This window comes from Enterobacter cloacae complex sp. 2015409, assembly GCF_041365315.1.
Taxonomy (GTDB): domain Bacteria; phylum Pseudomonadota; class Gammaproteobacteria; order Enterobacterales; family Enterobacteriaceae; genus Enterobacter; species Enterobacter pseudoroggenkampii.
Window position 1 is genome coordinate 1 of sequence record NZ_JBFTVM010000012.1, and the last position, 26,441, is coordinate 26,441.

Consider the following 26,441-nt stretch of genomic DNA (forward strand, 5'->3'; position numbering starts at 1 on the left):
AATCAAGCCACACACCAAGTTCGAATCTGAAGTGTACATCCTGTCCAAAGACGAAGGCGGCCGTCATACTCCGTTCTTCAAAGGCTACCGTCCACAGTTCTACTTCCGTACAACTGACGTGACCGGTACCATCGAACTGCCAGAAGGCGTTGAGATGGTAATGCCCGGCGACAACATCAAGATGGTTGTGACTCTGATCCACCCAATCGCGATGGACGACGGTCTGCGTTTCGCAATCCGTGAAGGCGGCCGTACCGTTGGCGCGGGCGTTGTTGCTAAAGTTCTGGGCTAATTAATTATCCCCGAATAAAAAAGGACGCTTCGGCGTCCTTTTTTGTTTTCTGCCGCTCAGGCGTTGTCACAAAATTTCGCATTTTTTGCCTGCTCCCGTCCCGTATTGTGGCGTTTGTGCTATTGTAATCATAACCATTCTCACTTACACTTTGCGCATAATTTGAACGGGAGTCTCTATGTACGTTTGTTTATGTAATGGTGTAAGCGACAAGAAAATACGTCAGGCCGTTCGCCAGTTTCAGCCTCAGTCATTTCAACAGCTACGCAAATTTGTTCCGGTTGGAAATCAATGCGGTAAATGCGTACGTGCTGCGCGAGAGATCATGCAGGACGAATTGATGCAGATCCCGGAATACAAAGAGATCGCGTAAGCGCCCATCTTTTTTTTGACATCCCTGTAGCCCGATCTACGCTTCAATGAGTGGAAGCGGAGGGACTATATAATGAAAGGTGATGTAAAAATCATAAGTTATCTCAATAAATTATTGGGAAATGAGCTTGTCGCAATTAACCAGTACTTTCTTCACGCGAGAATGTTCAAAAACTGGGGGCTTAAACGTCTGAACGACGTTGAGTACCATGAATCGATCGATGAAATGAAGCACGCTGATAAATATATCGAGCGTATTTTATTTCTTGAAGGCATTCCAAACCTGCAGGATCTCGGCAAGCTGGGCATCGGAGAAGATGTCGAAGAGATGCTGCGTTCTGACCTCAGGCTGGAACTTGAAGGCGCCAAAGATCTCCGTGAAGCCATTGCCTACGCAGACAGCGTACATGACTACGTCAGTCGCGATATGATGATCCAAATCCTGGCCGATGAAGAAGGCCATATTGACTGGCTGGAAACGGAGCTGGATCTGATTGCTAAAATTGGCCTGCAGAACTACCTTCAGTCACAGATTAAAGTGGAAGAGTAACCAACGTCTTCCAGCCTATGCATAAACCCGCTGCTGCCAGAAATGGCCCAAAAGGCAGCGGGTTTTTTATTGCCTTCTTATCAGGGCGGATTAACGAAAAAACAAGAATGCAAAGAAGCGCCATCAGCGCCGCGAGTAGCGCAAGCGTAGGCAGTACGCACCAGCCGTGCCATGCACCAAGCGCCGCCAGGTATTTCACATCGCCATATCCCATACCTTCACGTCGGCGGATAAACCAGTAGCCCCAGTAAATAACGGCAAAGCCAATATATCCAGCCATCGCACCCGCCACCGCGCTCGGCAGAAAATCAGGATGTATACAGAGCTGAAAGAGCAGACCCGCCCATAGCAGCGGGCAGAGAAATTTATCGGGAAGCAGACCGTAGCGAATATCGGCATGTACCAGTAAGGCAGTCAGTGAAAGATAGATCAGCAGAAAGGGGAGGGTGGTTAGCATGAAAAAGGCCTCAAACGGGTTTGAGCGCATAGTCGTTATAATCGGCCTGTCCGGCAATGCACAAAAAACGGAGATGCGTAGCGGCTCGAAACAAAGCATCGCCGCAGAATACATTGCATAAAACGTTGCGCGCTCTTACGCACCCTGCGACATTGGCGCTTAATTTCTAAACGGCACTTGCGTCTTGCCCAGATTTACGTATAATGCGCGGGCTTGTCGTAATTGACGGCGGGTTCAATCAGAACCAGAGTAGCTCATTTTGTTACTCAACAATGCTCCCAATTGGGGAGCTACGTAAGAACGGTTACACTCTCCCATCAATCGTAATGGGTTTGAGGAGTAATCATTTTCGTTTATAAAATAATTGGAGCTCTGGTCTCATGCAGAACCAAAGAATCCGTATCCGCCTTAAAGCGTTTGATCATCGTCTGATCGATCAATCAACCGCGGAAATCGTCGAGACTGCTAAGCGCACTGGTGCGCAAGTCCGTGGTCCGATCCCGCTGCCGACCCGCAAAGAGCGCTTCACCGTTCTGATCTCCCCGCACGTCAACAAAGACGCGCGTGATCAGTACGAAATCCGCACTCACAAGCGTCTGGTTGACATCGTTGAGCCAACTGAGAAAACCGTTGATGCTCTGATGCGTCTGGATCTGGCTGCCGGTGTAGACGTGCAGATCAGCCTGGGTTAATCAGGTCATCGAGCGATTGAGAGGTTGAAACAATGATTGGTTTAGTCGGTAAAAAAGTGGGTATGACCCGCATCTTCACTGAAGATGGCGTTTCTATCCCAGTAACCGTAATCGAAGTTGAAGCAAACCGCGTTACTCAGGTTAAAGATCTGGCTAACGATGGCTACCGCGCTATTCAGGTTACCACTGGTGCTAAAAAAGCTAACCGTGTAACCAAACCAGAAGCGGGTCACTTCGCTAAAGCTGGCGTAGAAGCTGGCCGTGGTCTGTGGGAATTCCGTCTTGCTGAAGGCGAAGAGTTCACCGTAGGTCAGGACATTAGCGTTGAGCTGTTTGCTGACGTTAAAAAAGTTGACGTAACCGGTACCTCTAAAGGTAAAGGTTTTGCTGGTACCGTTAAGCGCTGGAACTTCCGTACCCAGGACGCTACTCACGGTAACTCCTTGTCTCACCGCGTTCCGGGTTCTATCGGTCAGAACCAGACTCCGGGCAAAGTGTTCAAAGGCAAGAAAATGGCAGGTCAGCTGGGTAACGAACGTGTAACCGTTCAGAGCCTGGACGTAGTACGTGTTGACGCTGAGCGCAACCTGCTGCTGGTTAAAGGTGCAGTTCCGGGTGCAACCGGTAGCGACCTGATCGTTAAACCAGCTGTGAAGGCGTAAGGGGATAGCAATGGAATTAGTATTGAAAGACGCGCAGAGCGCGCTGACTGTTTCCGAAACTACCTTCGGTCGTGATTTCAACGAAGCGCTGGTTCACCAGGTTGTTGTTGCTTATGCAGCTGGTGCTCGTCAGGGTACTCGTGCTCAGAAGACTCGTGCTGAAGTAACTGGTTCTGGCAAAAAGCCATGGCGCCAGAAAGGTACCGGCCGTGCGCGTTCAGGTTCTATCAAGAGCCCGATCTGGCGTTCAGGTGGTGTGACCTTCGCTGCGCGTCCACAGGACCACAGTCAAAAAGTTAACAAAAAGATGTACCGCGGCGCGCTGAAAAGCATCCTGTCCGAACTGGTACGTCAGGATCGTCTGATCGTTGTCGAGAAGTTCTCTGTAGAAGCGCCTAAAACTAAGCTGCTGGCACAGAAACTGAAAGACATGGCTCTGGAAGATGTGCTGATCATCACCGGTGAGCTGGACGAGAACCTGTTCCTGGCCGCACGTAACCTGCACAAGGTTGACGTACGCGATGCGACTGGTATCGACCCGGTTAGCCTGATCGCCTTCGACAAAGTCGTAATGACTGCTGATGCTGTTAAGCAAGTTGAGGAGATGCTGGCATGATTCGTGAAGAACGTCTGCTGAAGGTGCTTCGCGCACCGCACGTTTCTGAAAAAGCGTCTACTGCGATGGAAAAAACAAACACCATCGTTCTCAAAGTTGCTAAAGACGCGACCAAAGCAGAGATCAAAGCTGCTGTGCAGAAACTGTTTGAAGTCGAAGTCGAAGTCGTTAACACCCTGGTAGTTAAAGGGAAAGTTAAACGTCACGGACAGCGTATCGGTCGTCGTAGCGACTGGAAAAAAGCTTACGTCACCCTGAAAGAAGGCCAGAATCTGGACTTCGTTGGCGGCGCTGAGTAAGTCGGAGGAGTAATACAATGGCAGTTGTTAAATGTAAACCGACATCTCCGGGTCGTCGCCACGTAGTTAAAGTGGTTAACCCTGAGCTGCACAAGGGCAAACCTTTTGCTCCGTTGCTGGAAAAAAACAGCAAATCCGGTGGTCGTAACAACAATGGCCGTATCACCACTCGTCACATCGGTGGTGGCCACAAGCAGGCTTATCGTATTGTTGACTTCAAACGCAACAAAGACGGTATCCCAGCAGTTGTTGAACGTCTTGAGTACGATCCGAACCGTTCCGCGAACATCGCGCTGGTTCTGTACAAAGACGGCGAACGCCGTTACATCCTGGCCCCTAAAGGCCTGAAAGCTGGCGACCAGATTCAGTCTGGCGTTGATGCTGCAATCAAAGCAGGCAACACCCTGCCGATGCGCAATATCCCGGTTGGTTCTACCGTTCATAACGTAGAAATGAAACCAGGTAAAGGCGGTCAGCTGGCACGTTCCGCTGGTACTTACGTTCAGATCGTTGCGCGTGATGGTGCTTATGTCACCCTGCGTCTGCGTTCTGGTGAAATGCGTAAAGTCGAAGCAGACTGCCGCGCTACTCTGGGCGAAGTTGGCAATGCTGAGCATATGCTGCGCGTTCTGGGTAAAGCAGGTGCTGCACGCTGGCGTGGTGTTCGTCCTACCGTTCGCGGTACTGCGATGAACCCAGTCGACCACCCACATGGTGGTGGTGAAGGTCGTAACTTTGGTAAGCACCCGGTAACTCCGTGGGGCGTTCAGACCAAAGGTAAGAAGACCCGCAGCAACAAGCGTACTGATAAATTTATCGTACGTCGCCGTAGCAAATAATTTTAGAGGATAAGCCATGCCACGTTCTCTCAAGAAAGGTCCTTTTATTGACCTGCACTTGCTGAAGAAGGTAGAGAAAGCGGTGGAAAGCGGAGACAAGAAGCCCCTGCGCACTTGGTCCCGTCGTTCAACGATCTTTCCTAACATGATCGGTTTGACCATCGCTGTCCATAATGGTCGTCAGCACGTTCCAGTCTTTGTTACCGACGAAATGGTTGGTCACAAACTGGGTGAATTCGCACCGACTCGTACTTATCGCGGCCACGCTGCTGATAAAAAAGCGAAGAAGAAATAAGGTAGGAGGAAGAGATGGAAACTTTAGCTCAACATCGCCATGCTCGTTCTTCTGCTCAGAAGGTTCGCCTTGTTGCTGACCTGATTCGCGGTAAGAAAGTGTCGCAGGCCCTGGACATCCTGACCTATACCAACAAGAAAGCTGCGGTATTGGTCAAGAAAGTACTGGAATCTGCCATTGCTAACGCTGAACACAACGATGGCGCTGACATCGACGATCTGAAAGTCGCGAAAATTTTCGTAGATGAAGGCCCAAGCATGAAGCGCATTATGCCGCGTGCGAAAGGTCGTGCAGATCGCATCCTGAAGCGCACCAGCCACATTACTGTGGTTGTGTCCGATCGCTGAGACTCTGGAGACTAGCAATGGGTCAGAAAGTACATCCTAATGGTATTCGCCTGGGTATTGTAAAACCATGGAACTCTACCTGGTTTGCGAACACCAAAGAATTCGCTGACAACCTGGACAGCGATTTTAAAGTACGTCAGTACCTGACTAAGGAACTGGCTAAAGCGTCTGTATCTCGTATCGTTATCGAGCGTCCAGCTAAGAGCATACGTGTGACTATTCACACTGCTCGCCCTGGCATCGTTATCGGTAAGAAAGGCGAAGACGTAGAAAAACTGCGCAAGGTCGTAGCGGATATCGCTGGCGTTCCTGCACAGATCAATATCGCTGAAGTTCGTAAGCCTGAACTGGACGCTAAATTGGTTGCTGACAGCATCACTTCTCAGCTGGAACGTCGTGTTATGTTCCGTCGTGCTATGAAGCGTGCTGTACAGAACGCAATGCGTCTGGGCGCTAAAGGTATCAAAGTTGAAGTTAGCGGCCGTCTGGGCGGCGCGGAAATCGCACGTACCGAATGGTACCGTGAAGGTCGCGTACCGCTGCACACTCTGCGTGCTGACATCGACTACAACACCTCTGAAGCGCACACCACTTACGGTGTAATCGGCGTTAAGGTATGGATCTTCAAAGGTGAGATCCTGGGTGGTATGGCTGCTGTTGAACAACCGGAAAAACCGGCTGCTCAACCTAAAAAGCAGCAGCGTAAAGGCCGTAAATAAGGAGCGTCGCTGATGTTACAACCAAAGCGTACAAAATTCCGTAAAGTGCACAAAGGCCGCAACCGTGGTCTGGCGCAGGGTACGGATGTTAGCTTCGGCACTTTCGGTCTGAAAGCTGTTGGCCGTGGTCGTCTGACTGCACGTCAGATCGAAGCAGCACGTCGTGCAATGACCCGTGCAGTTAAGCGTCAAGGTAAGATCTGGATCCGTGTATTCCCGGACAAACCGATCACCGAGAAGCCGCTGGAAGTTCGTATGGGTAAAGGTAAAGGTAACGTGGAGTACTGGGTTGCCTTGATCCAACCGGGCAAAGTCCTTTATGAAATGGACGGTGTTCCGGAAGAGCTGGCCCGTGAAGCCTTCGGCCTGGCAGCAGCGAAACTGCCTATCAAAACCACCTTTGTAACTAAGACGGTGATGTAATGAAAGCAAAAGAGCTGCGTGAAAAAAGCGTTGAAGAGCTGAACGCTGAGCTGCTGAACCTGCTGCGTGAGCAGTTCAACCTGCGTATGCAGGCTGCAAGTGGCCAGCTGCAACAGACTCACCTGCTGAAGCAAGTGCGTCGCAATGTTGCACGCGTTAAGACTTTACTGACTCAGAAGGCGGGTGCGTAATGACCGATAAAATCCGTACTCTGCAAGGTCGTGTTGTTAGCGACAAAATGGAGAAATCCATTGTTGTAGCTATCGAACGTATTGTGAAACACCCGATCTACGGTAAATTCATCAAGCGTACGACCAAACTGCACGTACATGACGAGAACAACGAATGTGGTATCGGCGACAAGGTTGAAATCCGTGAATGCCGTCCACTGTCCAAGACTAAGTCCTGGACGCTGGTTCGCGTTGTAGAGAAAGCGGTTCTGTAATACAGTACGCCTTCTCAATACGAATAAACGGCTCAGCGATGAGCCGTTTATTTTTTCTACCCATATTGCAGAAGCGGTGTTATAATGCCGCGCCCTCGATATGGGGCTTTTTAACGGCTCTGATTTTAGAGTCTCAGGTAGTAGTTGACATTAGCGGAGCACTAAAATGATCCAAGAACAGACTATGCTGAACGTCGCCGACAACTCCGGTGCACGTCGCGTAATGTGTATCAAGGTTCTGGGTGGCTCGCACCGTCGCTACGCAGGCGTAGGCGACATCATCAAGATCACCATCAAGGAAGCAATTCCACGTGGTAAGGTCAAAAAAGGTGATGTGCTGAAGGCGGTAGTGGTGCGCACCAAGAAGGGTGTTCGTCGCCCTGACGGTTCTGTCATTCGCTTCGATGGTAATGCATGCGTTATTTTAAACAATAACAGCGAGCAGCCTATCGGCACGCGTATCTTTGGGCCGGTAACTCGTGAACTTCGTACTGAGAAGTTCATGAAAATTATCTCTCTGGCACCAGAAGTACTCTAAGGAGCGAATCATGGCAGCGAAAATCCGTCGTGATGACGAAGTTATCGTGTTAACCGGTAAAGATAAAGGTAAACGCGGTAAAGTAAAAAATGTTCTGTCTTCCGGCAAACTTGTCGTTGAAGGTATCAACCTGGTTAAGAAACATCAGAAGCCGGTTCCGGCCCTGAATCAACCAGGCGGCATCGTTGAAAAAGAAGCTGCTATTCAGGTTTCTAACGTTGCAATCTTCAATGCGGCTACCGGCAAGGCTGACCGTGTAGGCTTTAGATTCGAAGACGGCAAAAAAGTCCGTTTCTTCAAGTCTAACAGCGAAACTATCAAGTAATTTGGAGTAGTACGATGGCGAAACTGCATGATTACTACAAAGACGAAGTAGTTAACAAACTCATGACTGAGTTTAACTACAATTCTGTCATGCAAGTCCCTCGGGTCGAGAAGATCACCCTGAACATGGGTGTTGGTGAAGCGATCGCTGACAAGAAACTGCTGGATAACGCAGCAGCTGACCTGACAGCAATCTCCGGTCAAAAACCGCTGATCACCAAAGCACGCAAATCTGTTGCAGGCTTCAAAATCCGTCAGGGCTATCCGATCGGCTGTAAAGTAACTCTGCGTGGCGAACGCATGTGGGAGTTCTTTGAGCGCCTGATCACTATTGCTGTTCCACGTATCCGTGACTTCCGTGGCTTGTCCGCTAAGTCTTTCGACGGTCGTGGTAACTACAGCATGGGTGTCCGTGAGCAGATCATCTTCCCAGAAATCGACTACGATAAAGTCGACCGCGTGCGTGGTTTGGATATTACCATTACCACTACTGCGAAATCTGACGAAGAAGGCCGTGCTCTGCTGGCTGCCTTTGACTTCCCGTTCCGCAAGTAAGGTAGGGTTACTGAATGGCTAAGCAATCAATGAAAGCACGCGAAGTAAAGCGCGTAGCTTTAGCTGATAAATTCTTCGCTAAACGCGCTGAACTGAAAGCGATCATTTCTGATGTGAACGCTTCCGACGAAGATCGTTGGAATGCGGTTCTCAAGCTGCAGTCTCTGCCGCGTGATTCCAGCCCGTCTCGTCAGCGTAACCGCTGTCGTCAAACAGGTCGTCCACATGGTTATGTGGGCAAGTTTGGGTTGAGCCGTATCAAACTGCGTGAAGCCGCTATGCGCGGTGAAGTGCCAGGCTTGAAAAAGGCTAGCTGGTAATTACCAATTGAATCACGGGAGTAAAGACAGATGAGCATGCAAGATCCGATCGCGGATATGCTGACCCGTATCCGTAACGGTCAGGCCGCGAACAAAGTTGCGGTCACCATGCCTTCCGCCAAGCTGAAAGTGGCAATTGCCAACGTGCTGAAGGAAGAAGGTTTTATCGAAGATTTTAAAGTTGAAGGCGACACCAAGCCGGAACTGGAACTTACTCTCAAGTATTTCCAGGGTAAAGCTGTTGTAGAAAGCATTCAGCGTGTCAGCCGCCCAGGCCTGCGCATCTATAAGAAAAAAGATGAGCTGCCAAAAGTTATGGCTGGTCTTGGTATCGCAGTTGTTTCTACCTCTAAAGGTGTTATGACTGATCGTGCAGCGCGCCAGGCTGGTCTTGGTGGCGAAATTATCTGCTACGTAGCCTAATCGGAGGAAAGAATGTCTCGTGTTGCTAAAGCACCGGTCGTTATTCCTGCCGGCGTTGATGTAAAAATCGACGGTCAGGTTATTACGATCAAAGGTAAAAACGGCGAGCTGACTCGTACCCTCAACAAAGCTGTTGAAGTTAAACATGCAGATAACGCTCTGACCTTCGGTCCACGTGATGGTTTCGTGGATGGTTGGGCTCAGGCTGGTACCGCGCGTGCCCTGCTGAACTCAATGGTTGTTGGTGTTACCGAAGGCTTCACTAAAAAGCTTCAGCTGGTTGGTGTAGGTTATCGTGCAGCTATCAAAGGGAATGCAGTAGGCCTGTCTCTGGGCTTCTCACACCCTGTTGAGCATCCGCTGCCGGCCGGTATCACTGCAGAATGTCCGACTCAAACTGAAATCGTGCTGAAAGGCGCTGATAAACAGCTGATCGGTCAGGTTGCAGCAGATCTGCGCGCCTACCGTCGTCCTGAGCCTTACAAAGGCAAGGGTGTTCGTTACGCCGACGAAGTCGTGCGTACCAAAGAGGCTAAGAAGAAGTAAGGTAACACTATGGATAAGAAATCTGCTCGTATCCGTCGTGCGACCCGCGCACGCCGCAAGCTCAAAGAGCTGGGTGCAACTCGCCTGGTGGTACATCGTACCCCGCGTCATATTTACGCACAGGTAATTGCACCGAACGGTTCTGAAGTTCTGGTAGCTGCTTCTACTGTAGAAAAAGCTATCTCAGAACAATTGAAGTACACCGGTAACAAAGACGCCGCTGCAGCTGTAGGTAAAGCTGTTGCTGAACGCGCTCTGGAAAAAGGCATCAGCAATGTTTCCTTTGACCGTTCCGGGTTCCAATATCATGGTCGTGTCCAGGCACTGGCAGATGCTGCCCGTGAAGCTGGCCTTCAGTTCTAAGGTAGAGGTGTAAGATGGCTCACATCGAAAAACAGGCTGGCGAACTGCAGGAAAAGCTGATCGCGGTAAACCGCGTATCTAAAACCGTTAAAGGTGGTCGTATTTTCTCCTTCACAGCTCTGACTGTAGTAGGCGATGGTAACGGTCGCGTTGGTTTTGGTTACGGTAAAGCGCGTGAAGTTCCAGCAGCGATCCAGAAAGCGATGGAAAAAGCCCGTCGCAACATGATTAACGTCGCGCTGAACAACGGCACCCTGCAGCACCCAGTTAAAGGTGTTCACACGGGTTCTCGTGTATTCATGCAGCCAGCTTCAGAAGGTACCGGTATCATCGCCGGTGGTGCAATGCGCGCCGTTCTGGAAGTTGCTGGGGTTCATAACGTTCTGGCTAAAGCATATGGTTCCACCAACCCGATCAACGTGGTTCGTGCAACTATTGATGGCCTGGAAAATATGAATTCTCCAGAAATGGTCGCTGCCAAGCGTGGTAAATCCGTTGAAGAAATTCTGGGGTAATTGACCATGGCAAAGACTATTAAAATCACTCAAACCCGCAGTGCAATCGGTCGTCTGCCGAAACACAAGGCAACGCTGCTTGGCCTGGGTCTGCGTCGTATTGGTCATACCGTTGAGCGCGAGGATACTCCTGCTGTTCGTGGTATGGTCAACGCGGTTTACTTCATGGTTAAAGTTGAGGAGTAAGAGATGCGTTTAAATACTCTGTCTCCGGCCGAAGGCTCTAAAAAGGCGGGTAAACGCCTGGGTCGTGGTATCGGTTCTGGCCTTGGCAAAACCGGTGGTCGTGGTCACAAAGGTCAGAACTCTCGTTCTGGCGGTGGCGTACGTCGCGGTTTCGAGGGTGGCCAGATGCCACTGTACCGTCGTCTGCCGAAGTTCGGCTTCACCTCTCGCAAAGCAGCGATCACAGCGGAAATCCGTCTGTCTGACCTGGCGAAAGTTGAAGGCGGCGTTGTAGACCTGAACACGCTGAAAGCAGCAAACATTATCGGTATCCAGATCGAGTTCGCGAAAGTGATCCTGGCTGGTGAAGTTTCTACTCCGGTAACTGTTCGTGGCCTGCGTGTTACTAAAGGTGCTCGTGCTGCTATCGAAGCTGCTGGCGGTAAAATTGAGGAATAAGTAGCAGATGGCTAAGCAACCGGGATTAGATTTTCAAAGTGCCAAAGGTGGATTTGGCGAGCTGAAACGCAGACTGCTGTTTGTTATCGGCGCGCTGATTGTGTTCCGTATTGGCTCTTTTATTCCGATCCCTGGTATCGATGCCGCTGTACTTGCCAAACTGCTTGAGCAACAGCGAGGCACCATCATTGAAATGTTCAACATGTTCTCTGGTGGTGCTCTCAGCCGTGCTTCTATCTTCGCATTGGGTATTATGCCGTACATTTCGGCATCTATTATTATCCAGCTGCTGACGGTCGTTCATCCGGCCCTGGCAGAGTTGAAGAAAGAAGGGGAATCTGGACGTCGTAAGATTAGTCAGTACACCCGTTACGGTACTCTGGTGCTGGCAATATTCCAGTCGATCGGTATTGCTACCGGTCTGCCGAATATGCCTGGTATGCAGGGCCTGGTGTTAAACCCGGGCTTTGCATTCTACTTCACCGCTGTTGTAAGTCTGGTCACAGGGACTATGTTCCTGATGTGGCTCGGCGAACAGATTACTGAGCGTGGTATCGGTAACGGTATCTCAATCATTATCTTCGCCGGTATTGTTGCGGGCCTCCCGCCAGCCATCGCCCATACTATCGAGCAAGCGCGTCAAGGCGACCTGCACTTCCTCCTGTTGCTGTTGGTTGCAGTATTAGTATTTGCAGTGACGTTCTTTGTTGTCTTCGTTGAACGTGGTCAACGCCGCATTGTGGTGAACTACGCTAAACGTCAGCAGGGTCGTCGTGTCTATGCTGCACAGAGCACACATTTACCGCTGAAAGTGAACATGGCGGGGGTTATCCCGGCTATCTTCGCTTCCAGTATTATTCTGTTCCCGGCGACCATCGCGTCATGGTTCGGGGGCGGTACTGGTTGGAACTGGCTGACAACAATTTCGCTGTATTTGCAGCCTGGGCAACCACTTTATGTGTTACTCTATGCGTCTGCGATCATCTTCTTCTGTTTCTTCTACACGGCGTTGGTCTTCAACCCGCGTGAAACAGCAGATAACCTGAAGAAGTCCGGTGCATTTGTACCAGGAATTCGTCCGGGAGAGCAAACGGCGAAGTATATCGATAAAGTAATGACTCGCCTGACTTTGGTTGGTGCGCTTTATATTACTTTTATCTGCCTGATCCCGGAGTTCATGCGTGATGCAATGAAAGTACCGTTCTACTTCGGTGGGACCTCACTGCTTATCGTTGTTGTCGTGATTATGGACTTTATGGCTCAAGTGCAAACTCTGATGATGTCCAGTCAGTACGAGTCTGCATTGAAGAAGGCGAACCTGAAAGGCTACGGCCGCTAAATGGTCGCCTGAGAAGTTACGGAGAGTAAAAATGAAAGTTCGTGCTTCCGTCAAGAAATTATGCCGTAACTGCAAAATCGTTAAGCGTGATGGTGTCATCCGTGTGATTTGCAGTGCCGAGCCGAAGCATAAACAGCGCCAAGGCTGATTATTTCGCATATTTTTCTTGCAAAGTTGGGTTGAGCTGGCTAGATTAGCCAGCCAATCTTTTGTATGTCTGTACGTTTCCATTTGAGTATCCTGAAAACGGGCTTTTCAGCATGGTGCGTACATATTAAATAGTAGGAGTGCATAGTGGCCCGTATAGCAGGCATTAACATTCCTGATCAGAAACATGCTGTGATCGCATTAACTTCGATCTACGGCGTCGGCAAGACCCGTTCTAAAGCCATTCTGGCTGCAGCGGGTATCGCTGAAGATGTTAAGATCAGTGAGCTGTCTGAAGAACAAATCGACACGCTGCGTGACGAAGTTGCCAAATTTGTCGTTGAAGGTGATCTGCGCCGTGAAATCAGCATGAGCATCAAGCGCCTGATGGATCTTGGTTGCTATCGCGGTTTGCGTCATCGTCGTGGTCTGCCAGTGCGCGGTCAGCGTACTAAGACCAACGCACGTACCCGTAAGGGTCCGCGCAAACCGATCAAGAAATAATCGGGGTGATTGAATAATGGCAAAGGCACCAGTTCGTGCACGTAAACGTGTAAGAAAACAAGTCTCTGACGGCGTGGCTCATATCCATGCTTCTTTCAACAACACCATCGTTACTATTACTGATCGTCAGGGTAACGCATTGGGTTGGGCAACAGCCGGTGGTTCCGGTTTCCGTGGTTCTCGCAAATCCACTCCGTTCGCAGCTCAGGTTGCAGCAGAGCGTTGCGCAGAAGCCGTAAAAGAATACGGCATCAAGAATCTGGAAGTTATGGTTAAAGGTCCGGGTCCGGGTCGTGAATCTACTGTTCGCGCTCTGAACGCCGCTGGTTTCCGCATCACGAATATTACTGATGTGACTCCGATCCCTCATAACGGTTGTCGTCCGCCGAAAAAACGTCGCGTATAACGCTCCGTTTTTTAGGTTAGTTGGAGATAGAAAATGGCAAGATATTTGGGTCCTAAGCTCAAGCTGAGCCGTCGTGAGGGCACCGACTTATTCCTTAAGTCTGGCGTTCGCGCGATCGATACCAAGTGTAAAATTGAACAAGCTCCTGGCCAGCACGGTGCGCGTAAACCGCGTCTGTCTGACTATGGTGTGCAGTTGCGTGAAAAGCAAAAAGTTCGCCGTATGTACGGTGTGCTGGAGCGTCAGTTCCGTAACTACTATAAAGAAGCAGCACGTCTGAAAGGCAACACAGGTGAAAACCTGCTCGCTCTGCTGGAAGGTCGTCTGGACAACGTTGTATACCGTATGGGCTTCGGCGCTACTCGTGCTGAATCACGTCAGCTGGTTAGCCACAAAGCAATCATGGTAAACGGTCGTGTTGTTAACATCGCTTCTTATCAGGTTAAAGCGAATGACGTTGTTAGCATTCGTGAGAAAGCGAAAAAGCAATCTCGCGTGAAGGCCGCTCTGGAGCTGGCTGAGCAGCGTGAAAAGCCAACCTGGCTGGAAGTTGATGCTGGCAAGATGGAAGGTACGTTCAAGCGTCAGCCAGAACGTTCTGATCTGTCTGCGGACATTAACGAACACCTGATCGTCGAGCTTTACTCCAAGTAAAGCTTAGTACCAAAGAGAGGACACAATGCAGGGTTCTGTGACAGAGTTTCTAAAACCGCGCCTGGTAGATATCGAGCAAGTGAGTTCGACGCACGCCAAGGTGACCCTTGAGCCTTTAGAGCGTGGCTTTGGCCATACTCTGGGTAACGCACTGCGCCGTATTCTGCTCTCATCGATGCCGGGTTGCGCGGTGACCGAGGTTGAGATTGATGGTGTACTTCATGAGTACAGCACCAAAGAAGGCGTTCAGGAAGATATCCTTGAAATCCTGCTCAACCTGAAAGGGCTGGCGGTGAGAGTTCAGGGTAAAGATGAAGTTATTCTTACTCTGAATAAATCTGGCATTGGCCCTGTGACTGCAGCCGACATCACCCACGACGGTGATGTTGAAATCGTCAAGCCGCAGCACGTGATCTGCCACCTGACCGATGAGAACGCAGCTATTAGCATGCGTATCAAAGTTCAGCGCGGTCGTGGTTATGTGCCGGCTTCTGCCCGAATTCATTCGGAAGAAGATGAGCGCCCAATCGGCCGTCTGCTGGTCGACGCATGCTATAGCCCTGTAGAGCGTATTGCCTACAATGTTGAAGCAGCGCGTGTAGAACAGCGTACCGACCTGGACAAGCTGGTCATCGAAATGGAAACCAACGGCACAATCGATCCTGAAGAGGCGATTCGTCGTGCGGCAACCATCCTGGCAGAACAACTGGAAGCTTTCGTTGACTTACGTGATGTACGTCAGCCGGAAGTGAAAGAAGAGAAACCAGAATTCGATCCGATCCTGCTGCGCCCTGTTGACGATCTCGAATTGACTGTCCGCTCTGCTAACTGCCTCAAGGCAGAAGCTATCCACTATATCGGTGATCTGGTACAGCGTACCGAGGTTGAGTTGCTGAAAACGCCGAACCTGGGTAAAAAATCTCTTACTGAGATTAAAGACGTGCTGGCTTCACGTGGTCTGTCTCTGGGCATGCGCCTGGAAAACTGGCCACCGGCAAGCATTGCTGACGAGTAACCGGATCACAGGTTAAGGTTTTACTGAGAAGGATAAGGTCATGCGCCATCGTAAGAGTGGTCGTCAACTGAACCGCAACAGCAGCCATCGCCAGGCTATGTTCCGCAACATGGCAGGTTCACTGGTTCGTCATGAGATCATCAAGACGACCCTGCCTAAAGCGAAAGAGCTGCGTCGCGTAGTTGAGCCGCTGATTACTCTTGCCAAGACTGACAGCGTTGCTAATCGTCGTCTGGCATTCGCCCGTACTCGTGATAACGAGATCGTGGCAAAACTGTTTAACGAACTGGGCCCGCGTTTCGCGAGCCGTGCCGGTGGTTACACTCGCATTCTGAAGTGTGGTTTCCGTGCAGGCGACAACGCGCCGATGGCTTACATCGAGCTGGTTGATCGTTCAGAGAAAGCAGAAGCTGCTGCAGAGTAATCTGTAGTAACGTAAAAAAACCCGCTCCGGCGGGTTTTTTTATATCCGCGATATCCCCACTTCTCTACAATGTCTGTATCAATTCTGTTCATTCCCTGGAGCTGGTAATGTGGTTGCTCGACCAGTGGGCAGAACGCCATATTCGCGATGCCCAAAATAAAGGTGAATTCGACGATCTCCCGGGAAGCGGCGAACCCCTTGTGCTTGACGATGACTCGCATATTGCGCCTGAACTGCGAGCTGGATACCGTTTACTGAAAAACGCGGGCTGTCTCCCTCCGGAGCTCGAACAGCGCAGAGAGGCTGTTGAACTGGCCGATCTTCTCAACGGTATCCGTCAGGACGATCCGCGACATTCTGAATTGAGCCGCCGTCTCGCCCTGCTTGAACTCAAGCTGCGTCAGGCTGGGATGAACACTGATTTTCTGCGCGGTGAATACGGTGAAAGATTGATACAGAGAATAAACGAGGAGTAGTTATGTACCGTATTGGTGAACTTGCGAAGCTTGCGAACGTTACGCCGGATACCATCCGTTATTACGAAAAGCAGCAGATGATCGATCATGAAGTTCGTACAGAAGGAGGCTTTCGCCTTTATACCGATAACGATCTGCAGCGCCTGCGATTTATTCGTTATGCGCGTCAGCTCGGCTTCACGCTGGATTCGATCCGCGAGCTATTATCGATCCGCATCGATCCGGAACATCACACCTGCCAGGAATCTAAAAGCATTGTGCAGGCCCGGCTGGATGAAGTTGAAGCACGCATCCAGGAGCTGCAAACCATGCAGCGCTCTCTGCAAAGGCTGAATGATGCCTGCTGCGGGACGGCCCACAGCAGTATTTATTGTTCCATACTGGAAGCCCTTGAACAGGGGGCCAGTGGAGAAACCGAGGGCTGTTGATTTTTAGTCCATCCGGATCTAGACTCCCTTCGTCATAAACCATGCTCAGGAGAATTTATGAGCCGCTATCAGCACACGAAAGGACAGATAAAAGACAATGCCATTGAGGCGTTACTTCACGACCCGTTATTCAGGCAGCGCGTTGAGAAGAATAAAAAAGGGAAAGGAAGTTATCTGCGTAAAGACAAACATGAAAAACGGGGTAACTGGGAGGCCAGTGGCAAGCAAGCGAATCGCTTATTTACCACTGGCCTTTCTGCTTTAAACTTTCGATTAAACGCGGTTATTCTGTTCTTTTAACAGATCGCGGATCTCACTCAGCAGCACTTCTTCTTTCGTTGGTGCAGGTGCAGCAGCCGGCTCTTCTTTTTTACGGTTGAGCCTGTTGATCAGCTTGATAGCCATAAAAATGGCAAACGCGACAATCACAAAATCAAATACGTTCTGAATAAATACGCCGTAGTGCATTACTACTGCCGGAACATCACCCTGCGCTTCACGCAGTGTGAAAGCGAATTGTTTGAAATCAATGCCCCCGATTAACAACCCTAATGGTGGCATGATAATGTCGGCCACTAATGATGAAACAATCTTGCCGAATGCTGCACCAATAATGACACCCACTGCCAAATCCACCACGTTCCCGCGCATCGCAAATTCGCGAAATTCTTTAATAAAACTCATTGTTCTCTCCTTGTGCCAGCTGACGAGTATAAGTTTAACAAATGATTAGCCAATTGCCATTCGGGATAATTAAACGTTATGAAAAATAAAAGGCACAGAAATGAAAAGGATAAAGTGCGGGTGCTCTTTCTCGAGCACCCTACTCTTTAAAGGAAGAATGGACTTGGCTGGAATAAACGTTCGACGTCAGTAATAAACTTTTTATCCGTAAGGAACATAATAACGTGATCGCCTTGCTCAATACGTAAATTGTCATTGGCAATCATGACGTCATTTCCGCGCACAACGGCGCCGATGATCGTGCCTGGCGGCAGCTTAATTTCGTCGATCGACCGGCCCACGACGCGTGATGTGGTTTCATCTCCATGCGCCACGGCTTCAATGGCTTCCGCTACGCCGCGGCGGAGCGATGACACACCGACAATATCCGCTTTACGAACATGGCTCAGGAGCGCGGAAATTGTCGCCTGCTGCGGCGAAATGGCAATATCAATAACGCTACCCTGGACCAGATCGACATACGCCTTGCGCTGGATAAGCACCATGACCTTCTTTGCACCCATACGCTTTGCGAGCATGGCGGACATTATATTCGCCTCGTCGTCGTTGGTGACGGCAATAAAAAGATCAACTTGATCAATATGCTCTTCAGCCAGCAACTCCTGATCAGACGCATCGCCATAAAATACGATCGTATTTTGCAGTTTTTCCGCCAGTTCAGCAGCACGCTGCTGATCGCGCTCGATCAATTTTACGCTGTAATCTTTTTCTAACCGATGTGCCAGGCCTGCACCGATATTGCCGCCGCCGACCAGCATAATGCGTTTATAGGGTTTTTCGAGACGCTGAAGTTCACTCATTACTGCACGAATATGCTGTGAGGCCGCAATAAAGAAGACCTCATCACCTGCTTCGACAATCGTGGAGCCTTGCGGGCGGATTGGCCTGTCGTGACGGAAAATGGCTGCGACGCGGGTATCAATATGCGGCATGTGCTCGCGCATGGTAGAAAGCGCATTGCCGATCAATGGTCCACCGTAATAGGCCTTTACCACTGCCAGGCTCACTTTACCCTCGGCAAAGTTCACCACCTGCAGGGCGCCTGGATATTCGATCAGGCGATAGATATTGTCGATAACCAGCTGTTCTGGCGCGATGAGATGGTCAATAGGGACCGCTTCGGAATTAAACAGTTTCTCAGCATCGCGAACATAGTCCGGAGAGCGAATGCGCGCGATTCGGTTTGGCGTGTTGAAAAGCGAGTAGGCCACCTGACAGGCCACCATATTGGTTTCGTCAGAACTGGTTACCGCAACCAGCATGTCGGCATCGTCGGCACCCGCCTCACGAAGAACGCGTGGGTGCGAACCATGACCCTGCACCACGCGCAGGTCAAACTTGTCCTGTAAGACACGCAGACGATCGCCGTTGGTATCAACGATTGTGATGTCGTTATTTTCGCCCACCAGGTTTTCCGCCAGCGTTCCGCCAACCTGTCCTGCACCCAGAATGATAATCTTCATATCTCGTGACCTGTTCTCAACATCACTCTTTGATTAGCTTAGCGTAAAAGAAGCCATCACCCTCTTCGGCACCCGGCAGGTTCTGCAGACCCGGGGATTCAGGCGTTCCCGTATCGCGCAGCGCGGCGTCCGGGGTACGTTTAAGGAAGGCCGCGATTTGCTGGCTGTTTTCTTCCGGCAGTACGGAGCAGGTTGCATAGACCAGCGTTCCGCCAGGTTTGAGATGCGGCCAGATGGCGTCGAGAATGTCGGACTGCAGCTGGGCAAGTTCGTTAATATCACGATCGCGACGCAGCCACTTGATGTCCGGATGACGACGAATAACGCCGGTTGCAGAGCAGGGAGCATCCAGCAAAATGCGATCGAATTGCGTTTCACCACACCATTCTGCGGGTTTGCGTCCATCGCCTTGCTTAACCTGAGCCTTCATGCCCAGACGCTTGAGGTTGTCGTAGACGCGTGAAAGACGCTGTTCATCGACGTCCACCGCCATCACGCTGGCCTGCGGAGCCACTTCAAGAATATGCGTCGTTTTGCCCCCTGGTGCGGCGCAGAGATCGAGGATCTGCTCACCGTTTTGGGGTTCAAGCCAGGTCATGCAACCCTGGGCAGAAGCATCCTGTACCGTTACCCAACCCTCTTCGAAACCCGGTAATGCATGTACCGGAGCGGGGGAGGCTAAACGTACGGCATCAGGGTATGCAGCGTGAGTGAAACCACTCATTCCAGCTTCTTCGAGTAATGCCAGCCATGCGTCACGGGTGTGGTGATTACGATTCACGCGTAACCACATTGGCGGACGCTGGTTGTTGGCATCGGCAATGTCCTGCCACCGCTGCGGATAAGCTTTTTTCAGCCGCTTCAACAGCCAGTCCGGATGCAGGAAGCGTGCTTCGTTTTGGGCAAATTCAGCCAGAAGCTCATCCTGCTGTCGTTGGAACTGGCGCAGTACGCCGTTGATCAGCCCTTTCAGCTGAGGGCGTTTAATCGCAACGGCACCTTCCACCGTCTCAGCCAGCGCGGCATGAGGTGGGATGCGGGTATGAAGAAGCTGATAAAAACCCACCATAATCAAATAGTGTACGGTGCGCTGCTTGCCTGTCATTGGGCGTGACATCAGCTTGTTAATCAACCACTCAAGCTGAGAAAGCGTGCGCAGAACGCCAAAGCAGAGCTCCTGAAGCAGGGCTTTGTCTTTATCAGAGACTTTTTGCTGCAGGGGAGGCAGGACGTTACTTAATGACTGGCCCTGCTCGATAACCTGCTCAACGGCCTGAGCCGCCATACTGCGTAGATTTTGTTTTTTCATAACCGTAAAAATAAAAATGCCCGGAAACACCGGGCCTTAAGAATAAATTTGCTCAGGCAAGACGATTGCCCGGAATAAACCATTCGCGACGAGAATTTAACAGATCCTGAGCGCTCATGGCCTTCTTACCGGCCGGTTGTAGCGATTCAAGATTCAGGATCCCTTGCGCAGTCGCCACCTGGATCCCGTTCTTGTTGGCGTCAACAATCGTACCGGGTTCAGCCGTGGTAGTACCGCTAATGACGGAGGCTTTCCAGACTTTCACTGGCTGCTCATCAATCTCCATCCAGCTCATTGGCCACGGATTAAAAGCGCGGATGCAGCGTTCAAGTTGAGCGGCCGACAGGGACCAGTCGATCCGCGCTTCTTCTTTGCTCAGTTTTTCGGCATACGTCACCAGCGCGTCATCCTGAACTTCCGGTTTTGCCGTATTGTCAGCAAGCTGCTGAAGCGTCTCGATAAGACCTTGTGGGCCAAGGTCTGCCAGTTTGTCATACAGCGTGGCGCTGGTATCGTCTGGCGTAATGGGGCAGGCCAGTTTATACAGCATGTCGCCGGTGTCTAAACCTACGTCCATCTTCATGATGGTCACGCCCGTTTCGGCATCACCCGCCCACAGCGAGCGCTGGATAGGTGCTGCACCACGCCAGCGTGGGAGCAGAGACCCATGCACGTTGATACAACCCAGGCGCGGCATATCAAGCACAGCTTTTGGCAGAATTAAACCGTAAGCCACCACCACCATTACGTCGGCATTCAGGTCAGCAACCAGCTGCTGATTTTCCTGCGGGCGCAGCGATGCAGGCTGAAAAACAGGAAGCCCATGCTCTTCTGCCAGCACCTTGACCGGGCTCGGCATCAGTTTTTTGCCGCGACCAGCAGGACGGTCCGGCTGGGTAAAGACGCCAACAACCTGGTGACCAGACGATAGCAGCGCGTCAAGGTGACGCGCTGCAAAATCAGGGGTTCCCGCGAAGATAATACGTAGTGTTTTAGACACGATAATCCTTGTATCCGGGGGGACGTTATGCGCGAGAACGCAAACGATCCAGTTTCTCTACTTTCTGACGAATACGCTGCTGTTTCAGCGGCGAGAGGTAATCGATAAACAGTTTACCGACCAGGTGATCCATCTCATGCTGAATACAAATCGCCAGCAGGTCGTCTGCTTCCAGTTCGAACGGATTACCGTCACGATCCAGGGCGCGAATTTTCACTTTTTCAGCACGCGGCACTAACGCACGCTGTTCAGGAATAGACAGACAGCCTTCCTCGATACCGGTTTCGCCACTCTTTTCGAGCAACTCAGGGTTAATCAGCACCAGACGGCCATCGCGATTTTCAGAAACATCAATCACGATAATACGCTTGTGAATGTCCACCTGCGTCGCCGCCAGGCCAATGCCTTCTTCGGCGTACATGGTATCGAACATATCATCAACGATACGCTGGATTTCTGCATTCACTTCTTTGACCGGTTCAGCGACGATGCGAAGGCGCTCGTCCGGAATATGTAACACTTGCAAAACTGCCATAAATTTCCAGAGTCGTGTTCAGGAGTTGATAAGAATACTACCTCTATTCTAGACAAATCCCCCATCGATTGACAGCATCAGTGACCAATCGCAATGATTGCGGAGGCCGCTTATGGCAGGGGAAAGGATGACGCCAATCGAGATATGGCTACGGCTTATGCACACAGGTTCTCTGTGTGGTGATGTCATGGTGGAAGCGGCTGCGCGACTGCAGAGGCAGGAAGGCATCGACATGCTTGCCTTAAGAAATGCTGGACTGACAGCAAAGCAGGCTGAACGATTCTTTGCGTTCAATGAGAGTGAGCTGGAACGTAGCCTGAAATGGCTTGAGCAGCCGGGACATCATTTATTAACGGCCAATCATTCCCTTTATCCCCCTCTACTCCGCACAATCCCTGACTATCCCGGGGCATTATTCATAAAAGGTAACCCTGAGACGCTTAAAACTGTTCAGCTGGCGGTGGTAGGCAGTCGTGCGCCGTCATGGTACGGCGAGCGATGGGGGAAAATCCTGTGCGAACAACTTTCACAAAGTGGTTTCACGATTACCAGCGGGCTGGCCTGTGGTATTGATGGCGTTGCCCACGGAGCGGCGCTGTCAGTTAAAGGACGAAGTGTCGCGGTGCTGGGGAATGGTCTTTTTAGCATTTATCCACGCCGACATCAGGCATTGGCGATGCGGCTTATTGAGTCTGACGGCGCGATAGTGTCTGAATTTCCGCTTTCCGCACAGCCCAGACCGGCAAACTTTCCGCGTCGTAATCGCATTATCAGCGGGCTTAGCAAAGGTGTGCTGGTGGTTGAAGCCGCGCTGCGAAGCGGTTCACTGGTCACGGCGCGATGCGCGCTGGAACAGGGACGAGAAGTCTTCGCCTTGCCTGGTCCGATAGGCAACCCCGGATGCGAGGGCCCCCACTGGCTGATTAAGCAAGGGGCAACACCGGTAACGGAAGTAGGGGATATTCTTGAAAATTTGCAATATGGGCTGCAATGGCTGCAGGAAGATCCCGAAAAGCGACAATATTCATCAGATCAGGGAAAGGTGGCATTGCCATTTCCCAAGCTCCTGGCTAACGTAGGAGATGAGGTAACACCTGTTGACGTTGTCGCTGAACGTGCCGGCCAACCTGTGCCAGTAACGGTAGCACAGCTACTCGAACTGGAGTTAGCAGGGTGGATCGCAGCTGTACCCGGCGGCTATGTCCGATTAAGGAGGGCATGCCATGTTCGACGTACTGATGTATTTGTTTGAGACTTACATCCATAACGAAGCAGAAATGCGAGTGGATCAGGACAAATTGACACAGGATCTTACCGATGCGGGGTTTGAGCGGGAAGATATCTATAATGCGTTGATGTGGCTGGAAAAACTGGCTGATTATCAGGAAGGCCTCGCCGAACCGATGCAGCTTGCTTCTGACCCATTGTCAGTACGCATTTATACCGCAGAAGAGTGTGAAAGGCTGGACGCCAGCTGCCGGGGGTTCATCTTATTCCTTGAGCAGATTCAGGTGCTGAACCTCGAAACGAGAGAAATGGTGATAGAGCGCGTCATGGCGCTGGATACAGCAGAATTTGAACTGGAAGATCTCAAGTGGGTGATCCTGATGGTTCTGTTTAATATCCCGGGCTGTGAAAATGCCTATCAACAAATGGAAGAATTACTCTTTGAAGTGAATGAAGGTATGCTGCACTAATTCAATGTGCAGCACCAAGAGTTGTTATGGCCAAATCAGCACTATTCACGGTGCATAAAAACGAGCCCTGCCCGCAATGCGGGGCTGAACTTGTTATTCGGTCCGGGAAACACGGCCCGTTTCTCGGTTGTTCGCACTATCCGGAATGTGATTTTGTCCGTCCCCTGAAAAGCCAGGCGGATGGACATATCGTTAAAATTCTGGAGGGGCAGTCCTGTCCACTCTGCGGTGGTGAATTAGCCCTGCGTCAGGGGCGTTTCGGCATGTTTATTGGATGTAGCCGCTACCCGGAATGCGAACATACGGAACAAATTGATAAGCCTGATGAAACGGCAATTGCCTGCCCTCAGTGTCAGCGCGGTCAGCTGGTACAGCGCCGTTCCCGTTATGGTAAGACCTTTCATTCGTGCGATCGCTACCCTGACTGCCAGTTCGTTATCAATTTTAAGCCGGTAGCGGGAATCTGCCCTCATTGCAATTATCCGCTACTGATAGAGAAGAAAACCGCGCAAGGCATGAAACGCTTCTGCGCCAGTAAACAATGTGGAAAGCCGGTTACGGCGGATCAAAATAGTGAATAATAACCTGCCATCAGGCTCCATTGCGCATGCACTGGATGTTCTGAAAAATGAAGAAGTCATCGCCTATCCAACTGAAGCTGTTTTTGGGGTCGGTTGCGATCCTGACAGCGAGACGGCTGTGAGCCGTCTGCTTGCCTTAAAACAAAGACCCGTCGAGAAAGGGCTGATTTTGATCGCTGCGAATTACGAGCAGCTTAAACCCTATATAGATGACTCCATGCTGACGCCAGCGCAGCGCGAGACGATCTTCTCCGCGTGGCCTGGACCGGTGACCTTCGTCTTCCCTGCGCAGCCGACAACGCCGCGCTGGTTAACCGGACGCTTTGATTCCCTCGCCGTTCGCGTCACTGACCATCCGCTGGTGGTTGAGCTTTGTCTGGCGTTTGGTAAACCGCTGGTCTCAACCAGCGCCAACCTGACCGGATTGCCACCTTGTCGGACAACCGAAGAAGTGCTGGCGCAGTTCGGGAATGACTTCCCTGTTGCTGTCGGTGAAACGGGAGGGCGTCTGAATCCGTCTGAAATTCGCGACGCTTTAACCGGCGAACGTTTTCGCCAGGGGTAATCTCATGGAAACCTATGCTGTTTTTGGTAATCCGATTGCACACAGCAAATCACCGTTGATTCATCAGCAATTTGCGAAGCAGCTGCAGATAAATCATCCCTATGGACGCGTACTGGCACCGGTGGATGCATTTATTCCAACGCTGGAGGCTTTTTTCGCCGCGGGCGGTAAAGGTGCGAATGTGACGGTCCCGTTTAAAGAAGAAGCCTTCGAACGTGCGGATGAGCTGACCGAGCGCGCTTCACTGGCTGGTGCAGTCAATACTCTTAAACGGCTTGAGGATGGTCGCCTTTTGGGGGATAACACCGACGGAATTGGTTTACTTAGCGATCTGGAACGACTTTCATTTATTAAGCCCGGGTTCCGGGTCCTGCTGATTGGTGCGGGCGGCGCATCGCGGGGAGTACTGTTGCCTCTGCTTTCACTGGACTGTGCGGTGACCATTACCAATAGAACCTTTTCCCGGGCAGAAGCGCTGGCGGCGTTGTTTGCGCATACCGGCAGTGTGAGCGCGGTAGCGCTTGACGATCTTGCCGATCGTGAGTTCGATCTTGTCATTAATGCCACGTCCAGCGGCATCAATGGCGAGATCCCGGCAATCCCCGCTTCTCTGGTCAGCGCGCATATGTACTTCTATGACATGTTTTATCAGAAAGGGAAGACACCTTTCCTTAACTGGTGTGAACAACACGGCGCGAAACAGTTAGCCGATGGACTGGGAATGCTGGTGGGTCAGGCTGCGCATGCGGTGCTGCTCTGGCACGGCGTGTTGCCTGCGGTCGAACCTGTCATTGAAAAGTTAAAGCAGGAACTTTCGGCGTGAACCAGGCTAATCATTTCCCGGACAGAGAGAGCTGGGATGAGAGTAAACAAGCGGTTTGTTTTCCGGTGCTGGTGCAGGGTATGCAACTTACCTGCGCCATTCATGGGGAAACGCTGCTGCGTCGTTTTGGCGGTTCAGACCCGATAGCGGTATTTTGCGAAAATCGCTGGGATCTGGAAGAGGAAGCCAGCGATTTAATCCGCGAACAGCAGGAAGACGATCAGGGCTGGGTTTGGTTGTCCTGATCCAGATACTCATTCTTCCACGTAACGTAGTTGTTCGCTGAGTATTTTAACCCTTCGATCTCTGCCTCCTTCAGGGGGCGGATCTGTTTTACCGGGCTTCCCAGATAGAGATAGCCGCTCTCCAGTCGTTTGTTCTGCGGGACCAGGCTACCGGCACCAATCATTACGTCATCTTCTACTATGACGCCATCCAGCAAAATCGACCCCATACCAACAAGCACGCGATTTCCGATCGTGCAGCCGTGAAGCATCACTTTATGGCCGACGGTAACCTCTTCTCCAATGATGAGGGGATTGCCCTCCGGGTTATAGGAGGATTTGTGCGTGACATGCAGAACGCTACCGTCCTGAATGTTGGTACGTGCACCAATCGACACATAGTTAACATCACCCCTGATGGCGACGAGCGGCCAGATGCTGACATCATCGGCTATTCGAACATCACCAATCACCACGCTGCTGGCATCGATCATCACGCGATCGCCTTTTTGGGGGAACAGATCTTTATAAGGACGTAATACTGCGGGCATATCTACCTCTAACAATGGGCGCTATACAGAAGACTTTGATCATAGTAATGGATTGAGGCAAGGCAAAATACGTCAATATTTAAGCAGATCGGGCGGGATTTCAGCGAAAAGCGCGGAAAATCAGCAGTCGGAAAAAAAGATCTAAAAAATACTTGTGCTAAAAAATGGGATCCCTATAATGCGCCTCCATCGACACGGCGGATGTGAATCACTTCACACAACAAGCGGTTCGGTTGAAGAGAAAAAATCCTGAAATAACGGGTTGACTCTGAAAGAGGAAAGCGTAATATACGCCACCTCGCAACGGTGAGCGAAAGCCGCGTTGCACTGCTCTTTAACA

At 51.0% G+C, this 26,441-nt stretch carries 46 protein-coding genes and 1 pseudogene; 40 read left to right on the top strand and 7 right to left on the bottom strand.

Annotation, left to right across the window (positions count from 1 at the left end):
* From tuf to bfr, 3 genes and pseudogenes are all read left to right on the top strand, one after another.
* Positions 1–292 (top strand): annotated as a pseudogene (gene tuf, locus ACDO57_RS23060) (elongation factor Tu); the annotation flags it as partial.
* 178 nt (positions 293–470) lie between these two features.
* Entirely contained in the window at positions 471–665 is a 195-nt protein-coding gene (bfd, locus tag ACDO57_RS23065) for a bacterioferritin-associated ferredoxin (RefSeq protein ID WP_008503493.1), read from the top strand.
* A 72-nt stretch (positions 666–737) separates the two neighbouring features.
* Positions 738–1,214 (top strand): bacterioferritin, encoded by a 477-nt coding sequence (gene bfr, locus ACDO57_RS23070; protein WP_008503492.1) that lies wholly within the window; start codon positions 738–740, stop codon positions 1,212–1,214.
* Here bfr and ACDO57_RS23075 read toward each other — a convergent pair.
* Complete coding sequence (locus ACDO57_RS23075; protein ID WP_157189801.1) at positions 1,198–1,671, bottom strand: A24 family peptidase; 474 nt, start codon at positions 1,669–1,671, stop codon at positions 1,198–1,200. The two genes, bfr and ACDO57_RS23075, sit on opposite strands and share 17 nt — an antisense overlap.
* Before the next feature lie 380 nt (positions 1,672–2,051).
* Here ACDO57_RS23075 and rpsJ point away from each other — a divergent pair, with 380 nt between their 5' ends.
* From rpsJ to ACDO57_RS23230, 31 genes are all read left to right on the top strand, one after another.
* A complete protein-coding gene (rpsJ, locus tag ACDO57_RS23080) occupies positions 2,052–2,363 on the top strand; it encodes a 30S ribosomal protein S10 (RefSeq protein WP_001181005.1) in 312 nt (103 codons plus the stop codon).
* A gap of 32 nt (positions 2,364–2,395) precedes the next feature.
* Positions 2,396–3,025, top strand: coding sequence for a 50S ribosomal protein L3 (gene rplC, locus ACDO57_RS23085; RefSeq protein ID WP_003863274.1), 630 nt, complete (start codon positions 2,396–2,398; stop codon positions 3,023–3,025).
* 10 nt (positions 3,026–3,035) lie between these two features.
* Positions 3,036–3,641: a 50S ribosomal protein L4 gene (rplD, locus tag ACDO57_RS23090; RefSeq protein ID WP_000424395.1), complete on the top strand. Its 606-nt coding sequence runs from the start codon at positions 3,036–3,038 to the stop codon at positions 3,639–3,641.
* Entirely contained in the window at positions 3,638–3,940 is a 303-nt protein-coding gene (gene rplW, locus ACDO57_RS23095) for a 50S ribosomal protein L23 (protein ID WP_000617546.1), read from the top strand. The genes rplD and rplW overlap by 4 nt, the downstream gene beginning before the upstream one ends.
* A gap of 17 nt (positions 3,941–3,957) precedes the next feature.
* The gene (rplB, locus tag ACDO57_RS23100; RefSeq protein ID WP_000301859.1) at positions 3,958–4,779 is read left to right on the top strand and encodes a 50S ribosomal protein L2; all 822 of its coding nucleotides are present in this window, start codon (positions 3,958–3,960) and stop codon (positions 4,777–4,779) included.
* Between the two features lie 16 nt (positions 4,780–4,795).
* Complete coding sequence (gene rpsS, locus ACDO57_RS23105) at positions 4,796–5,074, top strand: 30S ribosomal protein S19 (RefSeq protein WP_001138117.1); 279 nt, start codon at positions 4,796–4,798, stop codon at positions 5,072–5,074.
* Positions 5,075–5,088: 14 nt separating this feature from the next.
* On the top strand, positions 5,089–5,421 hold the full coding sequence (rplV, locus tag ACDO57_RS23110) for a 50S ribosomal protein L22 (RefSeq protein WP_002919773.1): 333 nt from the start codon (positions 5,089–5,091) through the stop codon (positions 5,419–5,421).
* A gap of 17 nt (positions 5,422–5,438) precedes the next feature.
* Positions 5,439–6,140 carry a 30S ribosomal protein S3 gene (gene rpsC, locus ACDO57_RS23115; RefSeq protein ID WP_000529945.1) on the top strand — a complete coding sequence of 234 codons (702 nt, stop codon included), beginning with the start codon at positions 5,439–5,441 and terminating at the stop codon, positions 6,138–6,140.
* 12 nt (positions 6,141–6,152) lie between these two features.
* A complete protein-coding gene (gene rplP / locus ACDO57_RS23120) occupies positions 6,153–6,563 on the top strand; it encodes a 50S ribosomal protein L16 (protein WP_002919759.1) in 411 nt (136 codons plus the stop codon).
* Positions 6,563–6,754: a 50S ribosomal protein L29 gene (gene rpmC / locus ACDO57_RS23125; protein WP_003863282.1), complete on the top strand. Its 192-nt coding sequence runs from the start codon at positions 6,563–6,565 to the stop codon at positions 6,752–6,754. Before rplP ends, rpmC begins: the two co-directional genes overlap by 1 nt.
* The gene (gene rpsQ / locus ACDO57_RS23130; RefSeq protein WP_008503489.1) at positions 6,754–7,008 is read left to right on the top strand and encodes a 30S ribosomal protein S17; all 255 of its coding nucleotides are present in this window, start codon (positions 6,754–6,756) and stop codon (positions 7,006–7,008) included. The genes rpmC and rpsQ overlap by 1 nt, the downstream gene beginning before the upstream one ends.
* 166 nt (positions 7,009–7,174) lie before the next feature.
* Complete coding sequence (gene rplN, locus ACDO57_RS23135; protein WP_002919748.1) at positions 7,175–7,546, top strand: 50S ribosomal protein L14; 372 nt, start codon at positions 7,175–7,177, stop codon at positions 7,544–7,546.
* Between the two features lie 10 nt (positions 7,547–7,556).
* Positions 7,557–7,871 (top strand): 50S ribosomal protein L24, encoded by a 315-nt coding sequence (gene rplX / locus ACDO57_RS23140; protein ID WP_003863287.1) that lies wholly within the window; start codon positions 7,557–7,559, stop codon positions 7,869–7,871.
* Between the two features lie 14 nt (positions 7,872–7,885).
* Positions 7,886–8,425, top strand: a complete 540-nt coding sequence (rplE, locus tag ACDO57_RS23145) for a 50S ribosomal protein L5 (RefSeq protein WP_001096206.1) — start codon at positions 7,886–7,888, stop codon at positions 8,423–8,425.
* Positions 8,426–8,439: 14 nt separating this feature from the next.
* Positions 8,440–8,745: a 30S ribosomal protein S14 gene (gene rpsN, locus ACDO57_RS23150; RefSeq protein WP_003863291.1), complete on the top strand. Its 306-nt coding sequence runs from the start codon at positions 8,440–8,442 to the stop codon at positions 8,743–8,745.
* Positions 8,746–8,775: 30 nt separating this feature from the next.
* A complete protein-coding gene (rpsH, locus tag ACDO57_RS23155) occupies positions 8,776–9,168 on the top strand; it encodes a 30S ribosomal protein S8 (protein ID WP_006178918.1) in 393 nt (130 codons plus the stop codon).
* A 12-nt stretch (positions 9,169–9,180) separates the two neighbouring features.
* Entirely contained in the window at positions 9,181–9,714 is a 534-nt protein-coding gene (rplF, locus tag ACDO57_RS23160; RefSeq protein ID WP_003863296.1) for a 50S ribosomal protein L6, read from the top strand.
* A gap of 9 nt (positions 9,715–9,723) precedes the next feature.
* The gene (gene rplR, locus ACDO57_RS23165) at positions 9,724–10,077 is read left to right on the top strand and encodes a 50S ribosomal protein L18 (RefSeq protein WP_003863297.1); all 354 of its coding nucleotides are present in this window, start codon (positions 9,724–9,726) and stop codon (positions 10,075–10,077) included.
* 14 nt (positions 10,078–10,091) lie between these two features.
* Positions 10,092–10,592, top strand: coding sequence for a 30S ribosomal protein S5 (gene rpsE / locus ACDO57_RS23170; RefSeq protein ID WP_003863299.1), 501 nt, complete (start codon positions 10,092–10,094; stop codon positions 10,590–10,592).
* A 6-nt stretch (positions 10,593–10,598) separates the two neighbouring features.
* Positions 10,599–10,778, top strand: a complete 180-nt coding sequence (gene rpmD, locus ACDO57_RS23175) for a 50S ribosomal protein L30 (protein ID WP_003863301.1) — start codon at positions 10,599–10,601, stop codon at positions 10,776–10,778.
* A 3-nt stretch (positions 10,779–10,781) separates the two neighbouring features.
* Positions 10,782–11,216 (top strand): 50S ribosomal protein L15, encoded by a 435-nt coding sequence (rplO, locus tag ACDO57_RS23180; RefSeq protein ID WP_003863304.1) that lies wholly within the window; start codon positions 10,782–10,784, stop codon positions 11,214–11,216.
* Between the two features lie 7 nt (positions 11,217–11,223).
* Positions 11,224–12,555 (top strand): preprotein translocase subunit SecY, encoded by a 1,332-nt coding sequence (gene secY / locus ACDO57_RS23185; protein ID WP_003863305.1) that lies wholly within the window; start codon positions 11,224–11,226, stop codon positions 12,553–12,555.
* 31 nt (positions 12,556–12,586) lie between these two features.
* Positions 12,587–12,703 carry a 50S ribosomal protein L36 gene (gene rpmJ, locus ACDO57_RS23190; protein WP_000868187.1) on the top strand — a complete coding sequence of 39 codons (117 nt, stop codon included), beginning with the start codon at positions 12,587–12,589 and terminating at the stop codon, positions 12,701–12,703.
* Positions 12,704–12,849: 146 nt separating this feature from the next.
* A complete protein-coding gene (gene rpsM / locus ACDO57_RS23195) occupies positions 12,850–13,206 on the top strand; it encodes a 30S ribosomal protein S13 (RefSeq protein ID WP_003863308.1) in 357 nt (118 codons plus the stop codon).
* A gap of 16 nt (positions 13,207–13,222) precedes the next feature.
* Positions 13,223–13,612, top strand: a complete 390-nt coding sequence (gene rpsK / locus ACDO57_RS23200) for a 30S ribosomal protein S11 (protein ID WP_003863312.1) — start codon at positions 13,223–13,225, stop codon at positions 13,610–13,612.
* 33 nt (positions 13,613–13,645) lie between these two features.
* Positions 13,646–14,266 carry a 30S ribosomal protein S4 gene (rpsD, locus tag ACDO57_RS23205; RefSeq protein ID WP_004868345.1) on the top strand — a complete coding sequence of 207 codons (621 nt, stop codon included), beginning with the start codon at positions 13,646–13,648 and terminating at the stop codon, positions 14,264–14,266.
* Between the two features lie 25 nt (positions 14,267–14,291).
* Entirely contained in the window at positions 14,292–15,281 is a 990-nt protein-coding gene (gene rpoA, locus ACDO57_RS23210) for a DNA-directed RNA polymerase subunit alpha (RefSeq protein ID WP_002919219.1), read from the top strand.
* Between the two features lie 40 nt (positions 15,282–15,321).
* Entirely contained in the window at positions 15,322–15,705 is a 384-nt protein-coding gene (gene rplQ / locus ACDO57_RS23215) for a 50S ribosomal protein L17 (protein ID WP_001216368.1), read from the top strand.
* Positions 15,706–15,812: 107 nt separating this feature from the next.
* The gene (locus ACDO57_RS23220; protein ID WP_061716390.1) at positions 15,813–16,181 is read left to right on the top strand and encodes a DUF1992 domain-containing protein; all 369 of its coding nucleotides are present in this window, start codon (positions 15,813–15,815) and stop codon (positions 16,179–16,181) included.
* 2 nt (positions 16,182–16,183) lie between these two features.
* Positions 16,184–16,609 carry a Zn(2+)-responsive transcriptional regulator gene (gene zntR / locus ACDO57_RS23225; protein WP_024909663.1) on the top strand — a complete coding sequence of 142 codons (426 nt, stop codon included), beginning with the start codon at positions 16,184–16,186 and terminating at the stop codon, positions 16,607–16,609.
* A gap of 57 nt (positions 16,610–16,666) precedes the next feature.
* On the top strand, positions 16,667–16,909 hold the full coding sequence (locus ACDO57_RS23230) for an alternative ribosome-rescue factor A (RefSeq protein ID WP_024909662.1): 243 nt from the start codon (positions 16,667–16,669) through the stop codon (positions 16,907–16,909).
* Here the strand turns inward: ACDO57_RS23230 and mscL are convergent.
* The 5 genes from mscL to def all read right to left on the bottom strand — a co-directional run bounded on the left by mscL (position 16,883) and on the right by def (position 21,660).
* Positions 16,883–17,293 (bottom strand): large-conductance mechanosensitive channel protein MscL, encoded by a 411-nt coding sequence (mscL, locus tag ACDO57_RS23235; RefSeq protein ID WP_023309449.1) that lies wholly within the window; start codon positions 17,291–17,293, stop codon positions 16,883–16,885. The genes ACDO57_RS23230 and mscL overlap by 27 nt on opposite strands.
* Before the next feature lie 146 nt (positions 17,294–17,439).
* The gene (gene trkA / locus ACDO57_RS23240; RefSeq protein ID WP_008503482.1) at positions 17,440–18,816 is read right to left on the bottom strand and encodes a Trk system potassium transporter TrkA; all 1,377 of its coding nucleotides are present in this window, start codon (positions 18,814–18,816) and stop codon (positions 17,440–17,442) included.
* A 22-nt stretch (positions 18,817–18,838) separates the two neighbouring features.
* A complete protein-coding gene (gene rsmB, locus ACDO57_RS23245; protein ID WP_024909660.1) occupies positions 18,839–20,125 on the bottom strand; it encodes a 16S rRNA (cytosine(967)-C(5))-methyltransferase RsmB in 1,287 nt (428 codons plus the stop codon).
* Between the two features lie 52 nt (positions 20,126–20,177).
* Complete coding sequence (gene fmt, locus ACDO57_RS23250; protein ID WP_048989712.1) at positions 20,178–21,125, bottom strand: methionyl-tRNA formyltransferase; 948 nt, start codon at positions 21,123–21,125, stop codon at positions 20,178–20,180.
* 25 nt (positions 21,126–21,150) lie between these two features.
* On the bottom strand, positions 21,151–21,660 hold the full coding sequence (gene def / locus ACDO57_RS23255; RefSeq protein ID WP_008503479.1) for a peptide deformylase: 510 nt from the start codon (positions 21,658–21,660) through the stop codon (positions 21,151–21,153).
* Positions 21,661–21,787: 127 nt separating this feature from the next.
* On the opposite strand from def, the gene dprA reads away from it, so the two are divergent.
* The 6 genes from dprA to ACDO57_RS23285 are packed head-to-tail and all read left to right on the top strand — an operon-like array spanning position 21,788 to position 25,571.
* On the top strand, positions 21,788–22,912 hold the full coding sequence (dprA, locus tag ACDO57_RS23260; protein ID WP_032647909.1) for a DNA-protecting protein DprA: 1,125 nt from the start codon (positions 21,788–21,790) through the stop codon (positions 22,910–22,912).
* Positions 22,884–23,357 (top strand): DUF494 family protein Smg, encoded by a 474-nt coding sequence (gene smg, locus ACDO57_RS23265; protein ID WP_008503477.1) that lies wholly within the window; start codon positions 22,884–22,886, stop codon positions 23,355–23,357. The genes dprA and smg overlap by 29 nt, the downstream gene beginning before the upstream one ends.
* Before the next feature lie 26 nt (positions 23,358–23,383).
* Positions 23,384–23,938, top strand: coding sequence for a topoisomerase DNA-binding C4 zinc finger domain-containing protein (locus ACDO57_RS23270; protein ID WP_370884621.1), 555 nt, complete (start codon positions 23,384–23,386; stop codon positions 23,936–23,938).
* Entirely contained in the window at positions 23,931–24,503 is a 573-nt protein-coding gene (gene tsaC, locus ACDO57_RS23275; RefSeq protein ID WP_370884622.1) for an L-threonylcarbamoyladenylate synthase type 1 TsaC, read from the top strand. Before ACDO57_RS23270 ends, tsaC begins: the two co-directional genes overlap by 8 nt.
* Positions 24,504–24,507: 4 nt before the next feature.
* On the top strand, positions 24,508–25,326 hold the full coding sequence (gene aroE / locus ACDO57_RS23280) for a shikimate dehydrogenase (protein ID WP_023309443.1): 819 nt from the start codon (positions 24,508–24,510) through the stop codon (positions 25,324–25,326).
* The gene (locus ACDO57_RS23285) at positions 25,323–25,571 is read left to right on the top strand and encodes a DUF1488 domain-containing protein (RefSeq protein WP_248273446.1); all 249 of its coding nucleotides are present in this window, start codon (positions 25,323–25,325) and stop codon (positions 25,569–25,571) included. The genes aroE and ACDO57_RS23285 overlap by 4 nt, the downstream gene beginning before the upstream one ends.
* Here ACDO57_RS23285 and ACDO57_RS23290 read toward each other — a convergent pair.
* Positions 25,547–26,101: a gamma carbonic anhydrase family protein gene (locus ACDO57_RS23290; protein ID WP_157189797.1), complete on the bottom strand. Its 555-nt coding sequence runs from the start codon at positions 26,099–26,101 to the stop codon at positions 25,547–25,549. The genes ACDO57_RS23285 and ACDO57_RS23290 overlap by 25 nt on opposite strands.
* Positions 26,102–26,441 lie beyond the last annotated feature (340 nt).